Source organism: Dyadobacter flavalbus, from assembly GCF_006149045.1.
Classification (GTDB): domain Bacteria; phylum Bacteroidota; class Bacteroidia; order Cytophagales; family Spirosomataceae; genus Dyadobacter; species Dyadobacter flavalbus.
Map to the genome: position 1 here is coordinate 1 of NZ_VBSN01000052.1, position 13856 is coordinate 13856.

Genomic DNA, 13856 nt, shown 5'->3' on the forward strand with positions numbered 1-13856 from the left:
GCAATTTCTTAATACCAATATACTACCTGAGTTATTGAGGGGTCAATCTGCTCTCATCCTTTTATCACTTTATCTTACAAATCTAACTTTTATACTTTCGACTAAGTTAAGTTTGTAAACATAGGAGGGGTCGTTTGTAGTTGTACAAAACAAACAAAAGACATTGGTCTATCCCAAAATAGCCGAAAAAATAATGGGCTTAATAAGAACTAATGTTTAGCAGCTAACTCTTGCCCTTGAATAATCTGTTGTGTGGAATCGTGGTATAGTAATAACGTCCAATCTTTTCCCTTTGCTTGCTCTGTCCAATGCCGCCTTGAGTCCATTGCTCGCTTACCGTCATAATCATTTTATACGCAAAATTTTGCTGAATGTAGCTGGACTGTGGTAACTCATCTGCTCCAAAGAAAACGGTTTGGTCACCTTCCCGAATCAGAATAGTTTGGTGAAAGGGAGTATGCCCACCACTTACTGTAAACCTGATCTGGTCGCCAATCCAGCCCGTATCAGTGTGCAAAAAGGTTATCTGTGGATGATAGCCAGCGCAGCTAACAGTGGCTGATGATACTAGGGATGCCGGTTAGCTGCCGCGCAAAAACCAGCTCACGCTGTTGGATAAAGTAATTCGCCTTGCCAAACGTCAGCGTGAAGCAACCATCTTCCGGCCAATAACCAATCCCGCCTGTGTGGTCTTTGTGCAAATGAGACAGAATTACTTTTGTGATCTGCTCTGGATCGACACAATGCTCCTGCAGGGTTTTGACAAGAAGCAACTGATTATTTCTGGATAAACCAAGTCCGGTATCCAGGAGAATATAATCGTGCTAAGTATAGACTAAAAAAGATTGAACAGCCAACACGACACTGCGTACTGGTCGATCCGAAAATTGCTTTGAGAGAGGGGCAAACGGAATAGATGCCTTGGTGGCATCTACCGAAAATACACCTTCCAGTAAGGGGACAATCTGCATTATATCAACTTGATAAAGAACAATGTGAATATTCATTAATAAGCCGCTAACACTAGCTGCGATAAATTGCTATCAGATGAGGCTTCGCACTGCTGCGTGGTCATTCCAAAATGCCGGCGTTAGCAGCCCGTGCAGTAGCAGCTTGATGAGTTGATCTGCCCGATCCTGGGCGTTACCGGGCACGGTCTGTGCAAACGAAGCGGGAAACTGGGCTACAAAATCAGGGTCGTCGAGTTGTTCCAACGCGCCAATGTAGGCCAGAATGGCCAGGTACCGGCTCGCATCGTCACGGATATAGCCAATCCTGACCCCTTCGTCCATCATTCCGCCCAGATGGTGCATCAGCACATCCCGTCTGTAACTGCACAGGCGTTCCCAGGCTTCGGGTTCGCTGCGCTTGATGTCCTGCATAAATTCCTGGCTGATGTTGGTAAAGCTCAGGCCAATGTGCCGCAGGTATAAATTTAGTCTCTCCCGCAATGGCAGTTTCGCATTCCCAAGAATCACGTCAGCCTGCTTACGGAAAGTTTTGACAAACGAGTCAATGCATGAAAGCAGAATGGCAGATTTGTTCGGAAAATGATTATAGATCGTTTTCTTGCTCATGACTAATTCCCGGACGATATCGTCCACCGTAACGCGGCTATAACCATAGCGCAGAAAAAGGCTCATGGCAGCGGTGACGATCCGCTCACTGGTGCTGGGTTTGGTGCTCAAAATCAACTAATTTTTTTATTTTGGGAAACTAAGAAAACAAATTTAGTATAAATATATTATATTTGCAACATCATTAAACACGCCTGCTGACTTGTTGTTGGCAGCATTTGAACTTTAGCCCTTTTAATTATATGTTCAAAAAGACTTGCCCGCTCTACAACACAAAGCGCCTGTATCTGGTTTGCGTGGTGACGGTATTCTGGCTGGGCAGCTGTCAGCCGGCTGCCGACAAGAAGAAGGATGCCGCTTCCGAAAAAAATCAGCAATCCGAAGCCATACCCGTTGTGGTGGGAAGGGTATCCAATGCATCCACCAACGACCAGCTTACCCTCAGTGGTGCCACAGAAGCCGAAACAACGGTCAATCTGGGCTTTATGGTGGCTGGTAAACTAAACAGGGTGACCATTCAGGAAGGCCAGACGATCCGGGCGGGACAACTCATTGCCTCTGTTGAGCCGACAGATTATCAGCTGGGCGTAACCATCGCCAACGCCAACGTTGCGCGGGTGCAGGACGAATATGACCGGCTGACGATCCTGAAAGAACGCGGCAGCGTAACTCCCAGCGATTACGAAAAAGCGGTAACGGGGCTGGAAGAAGTAAAAGCCCGTCAGCAACTGGCGGCCAAGAATTTGAGGGAAACCAACCTGTTCTCGCCCATTTCGGGTATTGTGGCCCGTAAAGGGGCCAACGCCGGCGAAATTATCCCTCAGGGACAACCGCTGTTCCAGATTGCCGACATCCAGCCCATTAAAGTCCGCGTATCAGTACCCGAATCGGAAGTGGGGCAGCTTCGGCTGGGGCAATCGGCCCAGGTCTCGATTCCGGCTCTGGGGCAAACCTTTACCGGGAAAGTATCCTTGATCGGCGCGGTGGCCGATCCGGCGTCACGGGCCTATTCGGTGAAGATTGACCTGGCCAATCCGGCCTTGAAAATTCGCCCCGGCATGATTGCCGACGCGCAGCTCCCCTCGACCCACCGCGCCCAGGCATTAGCGATCCCCGGCAATGCCGTTCAGCGCGATGCAGACGGCTCGACTTATGTATTCGTGGTCGATATACCTAAGAAGCAGGCATTCAGGCGGAAAGTCACCATCGGGCAGCTGTACGCCAGCGACGTGCAGATTACCTCGGGGCTAAGGGCCGATGAGCTGATTGTGACGGGCGGGGCGCAGAAACTCCAGGACGGCGCATCGATTCAATTTAACCAGCCTGCCCGATGAACCCCATCAAAGCATCCCTGAAATACCCGCAGGTGACCCTGAGCGTGGTACTGCTGACGGTGGCAGTGGGCATCTACTCCCTGCTGACGATGCCCCGCCGGGAAGACCCAAAAATCACGATCCGAACCGGGCTGGTCATTGCCCTTTTCCCCGGCGCCAACTCGGCACAGGTCGAAGATCAGGTCACACGCAAACTGGAACAGTACCTGTTTGGATACGCCGAAGTGCGCAAAGAAAAAACCTACTCGACCAGCCGCGACGGGGCGGTAGTGATCAACGTCGAACTGGAAGAAAACGTCAAAAACCCTGATGTGTTCTGGTCGAAGCTGCGGCATGATCTCAACCAGGCGAAAGTGCTCGATTTGCCGCAGGGCGTGCAGGGGCCTGTTGTTAACACCGATTTTGGCGATACGGTCGCGATGCTGATCGGGCTGGAGTCCGACGAGCTGACTTATTCACAACTGGACGATTACCTCAAGCGCATTGAAGACGGTCTCAGGACCGTGAAAGCGGTGTCGAAAATCCGAAGATACGGTCAGCAAAAAGAGCAGATTACCATTACCGCCAACTCGGCGCAGATGGCCCAGTACGGGGTCAAATGGACGCAGGTCGTCCAGGTGTTGCAGGCGCAAAACGCCATCAAGGCTGCGGGCAACGTCAAGACCGACGAAAGCCAGGTGCCGCTATATGCCGAAGGATACTATAATACCGAACAGGAAGTCGCCCGTCAGGTGGTCGGCACCACGCCCATGGGGTCGGTGATCCGGCTGGGCGATGTAGCTGTCATCAAACGCGAATATGCGGAGCCAACATCACAGATTACCGTCAACGGCCACCGCTCGCTGATGTTGTCGGTAGAGATGCAGGAAGGCAACAATATCGTGAAGTTTGGCGATCAGGTAGCAGATAAATTGTCCGAGATCCAGCAGAATCTGCCCAGTTCGATCAAACTGGCTACCATTGTCAACCAGCCGCACGTAGTGCAGCACAGCGTCAGCGATTTTATCCGGGAATTTTTCCTGGCTATTGTTTCGGTCGTCATCGTCACCATCATTCTGCTGCCATTCCGCATTGCCGCCGTGGCCGCTATGGCCATTCCCGTTACGGTGGCCGTTACCTTCGCCCTGCTGCACACCTTCGGTATCGAACTCCATCAGGTGTCGCTAGCGGCTCTAATTGTCGTGCTGGGCATGGTAGTTGATGACGCCATTGTGATTGCCGACAACTACGTGGAATTGCTCGACGAAGGCATCGACCGCTGGACGGCCGCCTGGCGCAGTGCCAACGATCTGGTAGTGCCGGTATTGACCGCTACGGCTACGATCATCGCGTCGTTTCTGCCGATGGTGATTCTGAGCGGGTCGGTGGGCGAGTTTATTTTTTCGCTGCCGATTACGGTCTCCATTGCCCTGGCTTCATCGTTTGTGGTGGCTATGCTTTTGACGCCGTTCCTGTGTTACACCTTCATCAAAAAAGGCTTGCACCACGTGGCGGGTACGGACGAAAAAGCCGCACCAAAACGCAAGAAAAAATCCCTGCTCGATTACATGCAGGACGGCTACGACTCGGCCATCGGCTGGTGCGTAGACCACCGGGCCGCTACGCTGATTTTCGCCTTCATTTCTATTGCCGCTTCGGGGCTGTTGTTCAAAGGCATCCGGCAGAAGTTCTTCCCGGCCGCCGAACGCAACCAGTTCGTGCTGGAACTCTGGATGCCTACGGGTACCAAACTCGCCAAAACAAAGGAGGCTGTGGCGCGCCTGGAAAGCCTGATCAACAAAGACAAACGGGTCGAAAGTTACGCCTCGTTTATTGGTACGAGTGCGCCCCGGTTCTACTACAATTTCTCGCCCGAACCGCCGGTCACCAACTTTGGACAGATTCTGATCAACACGCATACCACTTCCGAAACCGAAGAGATGGCCCAGGAACTGACCGGCAAGGTGGCATCGGCAGCTGCTGGCGGGACACCCCGCGTGCGGCTGATGCAACAGGGGTCGCTGATGATTGCGCCCGTGGAAGTCCGTATTATCGGCAGCGATTTGACCGAACTGGAACGGATTGGTGCCCGGGTTCAGCAGATTGTCGGGAAAGCTCCGGGCAGCATGCTGGTTCGCAGCGATTTCCGCGAAGATTACTACGGTGTCGGCGTTCGGCTGAACCAGGAAGCGGCCCGGCTGGGATTTACCACCACGGGTATAGCCACCGGTCTGTACACGGGCTTTTCGGGCGCACCGGTTTCAGTGATTTATGAGGGCGATCAGCCAGTCAACCTGGTATTGCAACTCGACGAGCAAAACCGGCGGAACTTCTCCGATCTGCAGAATACGTACCTCTCCTCGCCTATTACGGGAAGCAGCGTGCCGCTCCGGCAGGTTGCCGATCTGTTACCACAGTGGCAAACAGGCCGGATCATGCACCGCAACGGGGTGCGTACCCTGACCATTCAGTCCGAGACCAGTGGCACGACGCTCCCTTCGGAAGTGTTGAAAGCCATCAAGCCGCAGATTGCGGGGATTGCACTGCCTGCGGGCTACCGCATCGAATACGGGGGCGAAGACGAAAACCGCCGGGCTACGTTCAGCCAGATGACCGTAGCGCTGGGCATTAGCCTGGTGCTGATTTTCCTGATCCTGTTGTTCCAGTTCCGCAACCTGAAAGAATCGCTGGTGGTAATGGCCTCCATTCCGTTGAGCATCTTCGGGGCCCTGCTGGGGCTGCTGCTCACCCACAATCCGTTCGGGTTTACGGCCTTTATGGGGCTCATCAGCCTGTCGGGGATTGTGGTACGGAACGCCATTATCCTGGTCGATTATGCCAACGAGCTGATCGCAAAAGGGATGGATGTCCGCACAGCGGCTATCGAAGCGGGGAAACGCCGTTTGCGGCCCATCTTTCTGACCACTATGGCTGCGGCCATTGGCGTTGTGCCGATGATCCTGTCGGGCTCGCCCATGTGGAGTCCGCTGGCGAGTGTGCTGGCGGTGGGGGTTGTTTTCTCCATGGTGATGACGCTGCTGGTAATTCCGGTATTGTTTGTAATGACAGTAAAACCAAAAGACAAAGCGCAACTGGCGCAAGAGCCAGCCTAGATCATGAAAAACAGACATTCCCTTTTCATTTTTCTGCTGACCAGTCTGGCCAGTCCTTTATGGGCGCAAACGACGCCGCTAACCTTGCCGGAGGCGCAGCAGCAGGCCATCCAGCAAAATCGCCGGCTGAAAATAGCCCGTTACAAGGTCGATGAAGCTGATGCCAAAATCGGTGACGCCCGCAGCAAACTATATCCCTATGTGCTGGCTAACGGCCTATATGCCTACAACGGCATAACCCGTGATTTGACCCTGCCGCGCGGTTCTATCGGGGTGTTGCCTGGTACGACCCCTATCCCGTTGCCGCAAAAGGATTTGACGCTGTTCGAAGCCAGGCATAACCTGTTTCTGGGTAATGTAATGGCCATACAACCCATCAGTCAGATCGGTAAAATCAAAGAAGGCATCAAAGTGGCCCGGACCGATGCAGCGCTGGCCAGAACCCAGGTCGGTCAGGCCGAACGGGCTATTCGGCAAGGCGTCGAAAAGCTTTTTATTGGGTTACTGATTGCCCAAAAGGGGCAACAACAGATTCAGGCAACGATCGAGCTGACCCAGAGCAAATTATATGATATCGAAAGTGCGTTGCTGGCGGGTAAAACCGACGCTGTGAACAAAGTGGGGCTGCAGGCCGATCTGGCCAATCAGCAGCAGCAACTGCTCCAGACCCGTAACCAGATCGAAGATTATACCGCCGATCTGAACGAGCTGCTGGGCCAGCCCGCCGAAACACCGCTGACCGTCAGCGGGGTAGACGAAGCCCCGATGGAACTGTCACCGCTGGCCACCTACCTGGAAACGGCCAAAACCAGCAGCCCCGACCAACTGGAAGCTGACCAGACGCTCCAGAAAGCGGACCTGGGGGTACACGCCGCCCGGAAAGATTACCTGCCAAACCTGAATGCGGCCGGCGGATACGTGTTCCAGAACGTTTTTTCAGATGTACCGCAGAACAACTACTTTCTGGGGCTTCAGCTGAGCTACCGCATCCTGGATTTCGGTCAACGTAAATCGACGGTGAATCAGCGGCTGGCGCAGCAAAAGCAGGCCGAAGAAAACCAGCAGTATGTGCGCGAACATCTGTCGGTCGAAGTCCGGAAAGCCTACCGCAAGGCCCTTCAGGCCCAGTCGCTGATCCCGATTGCAGCCCAGGCCGCCCAATACCGGCGCGATGAGTTGAAGCTGAAATCGGACCGATTGGTAGCTGGTTTGGCCCTCAAACGCGAAGTGCTGGAAACCCAGGCCGCGCTTGGCAAAGCCGAAGTCGACCTGTACTCGGCGCAGCTGGCCTACCGGCTGGCCGTTTCGGATCTGGAACGGTTGAGTGGGAAGTAAGATGCGGGGAGTATAATGGTTAAAGGACTCACTCTTGCCTCTTTGTAATTGTACAAAACAGGCTATGTATTCCCCAGACAACGTTTGCCGGTAGTATGATGCAGGATTTTTTGATTCGAAAGGCCCAGCCAGCCGATTACCCGGCTATTTACGAAGTGGTAGAGAAGGCGTTTGAAAATCATCCCCACAGCGATCAGACTAAACACCTGATTGTGCAACGACTCAAATGTGATGAACAACTGACGCTATCACTGGCCTAAATGAACGTATAGTGTATAATACGATCTCAATTACAGGTGCTATCAAGTAAAGAAGATGGGGAAAAACAGGCATCTGCAACTTATAATAGCATTGATGACGGAGAGTATAAGCCTGGTTTTTATATGCTAGATGAAAATCGCAATGAAGTGCTAGTTGATTTTAAAGTTCGTTGGTGGGCATATGATGACTACCTACCATATTAATTAAGCCCCATTAAGGGGCTTAATTTCTTGATATTTGAAAGAGTTTTGCTTTGTTGAATAGCAATTCGTCGAGGTCGTCTAAAGAAAGGTGTAAAAGGCTTGCCAGTTCTTGCTTGGTATAATTTAGATCGTTGACATACAACTCGACGATATCACTTAAAATTGTTGGCTTTTCAGGCTCAAAAAGTTCCGGCTCGCCGAAAGTGCGATACCCGTTGGCCGAAAAGCCCTTCATCATATAATAATATTGGTCTTGGGTTATTGTGCCCAAATCTTTTGCTTTTCGAGCAATAGAGGCCATTGATGTTTTCCAGTACCTTTTTAGATCAGTCAAGGTGCTGGAATTGAGCTTGTTTAAATACGGTTGTATGTCTTGACTTGGCATTAATAATTCGCTTGCAAATTCGTGCGCTTCCTGCTCTTCGTCACGGCCATGATCCTTCCTACCCCAGTGCAAAACTAGGTGCCCCAGCTCGTGGGCAAGCGTAAACCTAAGCCGGTCCGAGGTCCGTCTGTTATTAAGGAATATAACAGGATACTTGATGTCTGAGTATGTGCTAAAACCATCCTTTTCACCCAGATCGAGCAGCATTACTAAAATTCCATTGTCTTCGACCAATTCAGTTAAGTTGTTGATACGGCCTTTTGGTATTTTCCATTTATCCCTGACAAATAAAGCAGCCATTGCTGGACTGCCGCCATCGACATCGATATCCCAACTTGGCACGTTGGGCTCTGGCAGTTCGACAGCAGTCTGTAAGGTTGTAAAAATGCGTTCGACAATGGTCATTTTTGCCAAATACATTTTTGATGCTTTGTCTGATACAGATTGTTTTGACCGGTAATGTCCTCGAACATAGAAGTAAGGCTCCTGAGTAAAAAAGTCGACTGGATAGTTTAGTGCCTTACCAAATAATTCTATTAAGTATTCAGGAGCAGAGAGCTGTCCCAGTTCAATTTTAGAAATAGTGCCCTGGGCAACCCCTGATTTCTCAGAAAGTTGCTTTTGGGTATACCCGCGAGATTCTCGGGCGAGGGTTAATGTTTTTTCATTGAATTTCATACTTAGTCATTCGTGCCAGATTTCCTGATGTTGAGTGTTTCGTAGATTTCGTCATCGGAGAGTTTAAGCTTAACCTTTCTTTTGCGCCCTTCGTTTCTTTCGAAGACTGACAGTTGTTCGCTGCTATTGCGACGATCCAATTCATATGACTAATGTAGAACGTTCTCATTATCAGGACATAGTAAGTAAATTCCTCTGATTGAAGTCCAGTTCTCGTCAGGCAAGTATCCAGCAAAAAGTAATGTTGGACTTGCGGGAAACCCTTGAATTTCCCCTTGCCTCATATAGCTGATATACTGATTTGTTTTACGACAGCTGATTTTGCGGCTTTCATTGATTTTGTTGAACCGTATAAACACGTCATTGTTTACCTTGACGCCGAATATGTTGTTCCATTTGTCAACCTCGAACACGTTGCTATATGGAAATTTTTCAGTCACATGAGATTTTAGGTGATCATGTATGATGTTCGCCTTCGTCCTATTTTCATAGGAGACAGGCCGGCCGAATTGATTGGCCAAATCGCACATAGTCAGATGTTCAGCAAAACTACTTTGGATGCAATCAGCCAAGTCGTCATACATCGGTGATACGATTTCATGCGCTTCTGCATAGGTTAAGATTCTTCTCATTTTGGTATAAGTTCGTTTAGCACAAAGCTAGCTGAATTTCCAAAAAATGAAAGAGAAATATTCCAAAAACTTTTAATAAAATATTCCAAATTTGACTACCTAAATATTCCATGGGATGCTTAACACTGGTTTCAAATAGTTTCCTAGTGTGTGAAAGGTTTGTCCAATCTATTGAGAGGCTAGAACTTAGCGTGGAATAATTATTAGCTTGGCAGCTTCTGGATCCTGGAAGGCATTGGACTGGATTAATTGGTTTTCCATATTGAACTGGTCTTCCCCATAGATATATGAACTGAACTCAAAGGTCCTCAGAAGCATGCGAATGTAGGGGGCGGGATCATGCTGGCGGGTGAGCTTTCGTAATGCACCCATGTAGTCTTCTCGGTAAACAGTAGGAATGATGATCTTTGAAAGCCCTTCTGAAGAGAGTTCAGCGTTCATCATCACCCTTGCAATCCTACCATTTCCATCAAGAAACGGATGAACTTCACTGATCATAAACATCATGTACGCTGCCTTAGCAAAAGGATCCTTAAGAAGGGAATACCAATCGAATCCTTTTTTCAAGGTACCTGCGACCAATTGCCAATCTACAAATTCGGTGTTGCCTGCTCGGTTATTTTTATCCTTGAACTGCCCTGGCTTTTTAGATATGCGAGCTCGTAGCAATGTCGCATGCCTGTTTCTTAGTAGCTGTAATAGATCATCAGGCGAAGCGGGAGTTATCGACATTTCGTGCCTGTCTGAAACAATTTGATATGTACCTAAAATATCATGAGAGTCTTCGTCCCGTTCAGGCAAGGGAGTCTCGGTCTGAATAATTTGTTGGGCTTCATTAACCGCGAATTCAGTTCCTTCGATGTAGTTGGAAAAGTAACTTTCGAAAAACCCAAAATTTCGATATGCTGTCAGCGAGAAGTTTTTATCGGCATAAACAGGAAATGTTTTACCGCTTAAAGCTTGGTATAGTATCTCGAATAACTTGATTCTTTGTGGGTCAAATGGCTCTCCTAGTGATCGTGCTATCGCAACAGGGGAATGAAGGCTCCTAGAATCGCCAGTATTCAAGAGCGTACTTATCATAAGGTTAAGTTTGGAAAACTCTTTTTCCATGCCTAAAATGGGAGCCAGTCTTCGAGCATCGTCGCGGATAGCATTAACTGCTTCTTCGCCCCTGGATCTAATGATTAGATCGAGTCTTTCCTCGATGTCTGAGATTGGAAGCGTTTTAGAAAGATCGTTTCTCGTTCTGGTCTCTTGCATATTTTCTAAAAAGGCCCGTGCTTCCTGTGAAGCATATAGATTTTCAAAAAATACGTTGTCATTTTCTTGCCGAGCCGGCCCTTGCTGGAAGTGGATTGTGAAACCAGGTAAGTGGTTTTTTCGTGTATAGCTGTATGTAACAAAGATGTGCTCACTATTTACCGGCATAAACTCCAATGCGCTACGGTGACTTAGTATTGCGCCTGGGAACTGATTGGATAGAATCCTAAACCAATTTCTTTTAATAATGACCTCGGGACGCTCTTGTAGGTTTGATGTGTAGATGCGAGGAGCTATCTTCCGAATTATACCTTTTTTCTCCAGTGCACTGACTTTAGCAGACTCGGTTTTGTCTGAGGATCCAAAAAGCACCTCTTGTAATCTAATCATAAGAATTCTTTCTATTAACAAATGCAAAACTAGTATCGAGCCGGAAAAATTTCCAATAAAAACCTGTATTGGTAGAAAATTTTCTAATAATACAGGTTAGAGGCATTTTAGTTATTGAAATCTACGAATGCAGATGCAGACCTAGATAGAGCTGCAGAGGGGTCAGCAACTTTCCTTTTTTTGCGACCTGATCGCTTTTACCTTGCCTGTAATTCGAAGGTTAGCTGTAATGCATTGAAAAGCACTACTTGTGTATAGTCCTGAAATAGCTTTACACAGAAGCGAAAACGGATGAAAGCAAAAAAGGAGGAAGTTACGATCAAAAATCGAAAGCCTTGGGAACGACTTACTGAGGTGGAAAAGAAGCGGATTGTTCGCGAGGTAAATTCGGGGTTACTTGGTCAACGCGCAGCTGCTCGTAAATATGGCCTGAGCCGCAACAGCGTTAGTGCATGGATTGACGATTATTCATCGTTTGCTATTAAGCCTGACGATGTGGTAGAAGAAGCCGATAGCGATATGACTGAAAGCACCAAGACCCGTATTCTGGCCAAACAGGTCGAGAATCTTACAAAACAGCTTGCGAAGGCAAACCTAAAAATTAGCTCTCTGCAGACGTTAATTGAGGTAAGTGAGCAGGAGCTTCATATTAAAATCAGAAAAAAGTCTGGTACCAAACAGTTAAAAAAATGAGGCAGAAACATCCCGGAGAGAGCCTGGGGAGTCTTTGTGAACTGTTTGGCGTCACACGTCAGGCTTATTATGAGGCAGCATCGCATGAAAGGAAGACATCGATAATCCATTCACTAGTTTTATCACTTGTGAGCGATTATCGGAACGACATTCCATTAATCGGAACTAGAAAACTACATTTCTTACTCCTGCCGGCTTTATCCGAGCATGGTGTTACAATTGGAAGAGATCAGTTGTTTGACCTACTTCGTTTCCATGGACTTCTGATACGAAGGCGAAAGCGAATGGTAAAGACCACAGATTCATCTCACTGGTTAAAAAAGTACCCTAACTTAATCAAAGATCTCATTGTAACTGGATCTAATCAATTGTGGGTTAGTGACTTGACTTACATAAAGACATTGGAGGGGTTCAGCTATTTGAGCTTAATAACAGATGCGTTTTCTAGGAAAATTGTCGGATACTGCCTTTATCCAACCCTAGAGGCGATTGGATGTATAAATGCACTACAAATGGCAGTTACCACAAGAAAACGTGACCCTACGCACTTTTTGATCCATCATTCGGATCGAGGAATTCAGTACTGTTCGGCCGAATATGTGAATATTCTCAAAGAAGAAAATATCGCCATAAGCATGACGCAGAGTGGTAGTCCTTACGATAATGCGCTTGCTGAAAGGGTAAACGGGATAATAAAAAATGAGTTTTTCCCCAAGCGTGTCTACCAGAATCACCGAGAAGCTGTCAAAGCTATCGCTAAAATCATTCATGCATACAATATGAAGCGGCCGCATGCGAGCATAGACTACTTAACCCCTGATCAGGCGCATTCGCATCAGGGCATGTTAACAAAGCGTTGGAGGCGATATCAGCGAAAAAGGAAGAATGTCAGTGAACATGCTGACTCATAAATCGCCCGATTCAGCTACCACATTTTTCTTGCATCCCCTTCAGGTGAGGGATGACAAGAAAAATGTTCAAGACAGCCAACAAGGCCTGAGCTTGAAACACTTATATTAGTGTGTAAAGTAATCTCAGAATTAAGAAAATCTTGGTGTAAAGGTATTGCAGGACTAACAAAAAGACACGTCAAGTTTTATTAGGATTATCATCAAAAACTGTAAGGTTTTTTCAGGACGACACAATATAAAAGTATAATAGGGTAGGCTAGGAGACCTCTTTCAGGTAGCGGTAAACAGTTGCCCGGCTAATGCCAAGAATATTGCCGATTTCCTGGGCCGTTTTATCCTGCTTGTCATACAAAGCTTTGGCAGCATATGCTTTCGAGCGCGCTTCTTTACTAAGCCCTTTTGGTTTTCCACCCATCCGCCCGCGGGCACGCGCGGCAGAAAGCCCAGCTTTTGTACGCTCACGTATCATGTCCCGCTCAAACTCGGCCAGCGAAGCAAAGATGTTAAAAATAAGCCTGCCCTGGGCAGTCGTCGTATCAATAGCATCGTTCAGACTTTTGAAACCGACCTTGCGCTCCTGAAATTCGTTGATCAATCCGATCAGGTCTTTAAGTGACCTGCCCAGCCGGTCCAGCTTCCAGACGACAATAGTGTCACCTTCCCTGACTGTATCCAAAAGTTTGAGTAGCTCCGGGCGCTCTTTTACCGAGGATATCTTCTCACGGAAGATCCTGGCGCAGCCGGATCTTTTCAGGTCGTCAATTTGCAGGTCAAGGTTCTGGTCTTGGGTGGAAACCCTGGCGTATCCAAAAATCATTGTAGCGTCTCACTAATTCAGTGCAAGATACAAAAAAGAGACGATGAAAAGTGAGATAACGATTTAAGACATTTATTTGCCGAAAAAGGGATCAAAATATGATCCCGGGCCTGGTCGCACGAAACGGACGTTATTTGCGACATACCATAGGCTAACCCGTCCTGAAATCGAATGATTGTGCGGGTACCATTGAATACTCAAGACAACTGGAGTAGCGTAAATTATGCTTTTTACGTATCTTGTTACAGCTTCAGAGATAAGCTCATCAACCTATATTGGTACATA

10 protein-coding genes are annotated in these 13856 nt (G+C 48.2%); 5 read left to right on the top strand and 5 right to left on the bottom strand.

The features are described 5' to 3' along the window. Positions 1 to 548: 548 nt before the first annotated feature. On the bottom strand, positions 549 to 815 hold the full coding sequence (locus FEM33_RS27095) for an MBL fold metallo-hydrolase (RefSeq protein WP_139013565.1): 267 nt from the start codon (positions 813 to 815) through the stop codon (positions 549 to 551). A 228-nt stretch (positions 816 to 1043) separates the two neighbouring features. Then, positions 1044 to 1688, bottom strand: a complete 645-nt coding sequence (locus tag FEM33_RS18860) for a TetR/AcrR family transcriptional regulator (protein WP_229214315.1) — start codon at positions 1686 to 1688, stop codon at positions 1044 to 1046. Between the two features lie 131 nt (positions 1689 to 1819). Here FEM33_RS18860 and FEM33_RS18865 point away from each other — a divergent pair, with 131 nt between their 5' ends. From FEM33_RS18865 to FEM33_RS18875, 3 genes are read left to right on the top strand one after another with little or no spacing between them, the layout of a single operon-like run. Continuing rightward, entirely contained in the window at positions 1820 to 2911 is a 1092-nt protein-coding gene (locus FEM33_RS18865) for an efflux RND transporter periplasmic adaptor subunit (protein WP_139013558.1), read from the top strand. Continuing rightward, positions 2908 to 6003: an efflux RND transporter permease subunit gene (locus tag FEM33_RS18870; RefSeq protein ID WP_139013559.1), complete on the top strand. Its 3096-nt coding sequence runs from the start codon at positions 2908 to 2910 to the stop codon at positions 6001 to 6003. Before FEM33_RS18865 ends, FEM33_RS18870 begins: the two co-directional genes overlap by 4 nt. Positions 6004 to 6006: 3 nt before the next feature. Further along, positions 6007 to 7338: a TolC family protein gene (locus tag FEM33_RS18875; RefSeq protein WP_139013560.1), complete on the top strand. Its 1332-nt coding sequence runs from the start codon at positions 6007 to 6009 to the stop codon at positions 7336 to 7338. 483 nt (positions 7339 to 7821) lie between these two features. Here FEM33_RS18875 and FEM33_RS18880 read toward each other — a convergent pair whose 3' ends face one another. Next, on the bottom strand, positions 7822 to 8865 hold the full coding sequence (locus tag FEM33_RS18880) for a helix-turn-helix domain-containing protein (protein WP_139013561.1): 1044 nt from the start codon (positions 8863 to 8865) through the stop codon (positions 7822 to 7824). Between the two features lie 818 nt (positions 8866 to 9683). Then, positions 9684 to 11150, bottom strand: coding sequence for a Fic family protein (locus tag FEM33_RS18885; RefSeq protein WP_201747802.1), 1467 nt, complete (start codon positions 11148 to 11150; stop codon positions 9684 to 9686). A 291-nt stretch (positions 11151 to 11441) separates the two neighbouring features. On the opposite strand from FEM33_RS18885, the gene FEM33_RS18890 reads away from it, so the two are divergent. Both FEM33_RS18890 and FEM33_RS18895 read left to right on the top strand, forming a co-directional pair. After that, positions 11442 to 11843, top strand: coding sequence for a helix-turn-helix domain-containing protein (locus tag FEM33_RS18890; RefSeq protein ID WP_139013562.1), 402 nt, complete (start codon positions 11442 to 11444; stop codon positions 11841 to 11843). Further along, positions 11840 to 12754 carry an IS3 family transposase gene (locus FEM33_RS18895; protein ID WP_139013563.1) on the top strand — a complete coding sequence of 305 codons (915 nt, stop codon included), beginning with the start codon at positions 11840 to 11842 and terminating at the stop codon, positions 12752 to 12754. The genes FEM33_RS18890 and FEM33_RS18895 overlap by 4 nt, the downstream gene beginning before the upstream one ends. Positions 12755 to 13010: 256 nt before the next feature. Here the strand turns inward: FEM33_RS18895 and FEM33_RS18900 are convergent, their stop codons facing one another. Next, positions 13011 to 13571: a recombinase family protein gene (locus FEM33_RS18900; protein WP_139013564.1), complete on the bottom strand. Its 561-nt coding sequence runs from the start codon at positions 13569 to 13571 to the stop codon at positions 13011 to 13013. Between the last annotated feature and the right edge of the window lie 285 nt (positions 13572 to 13856).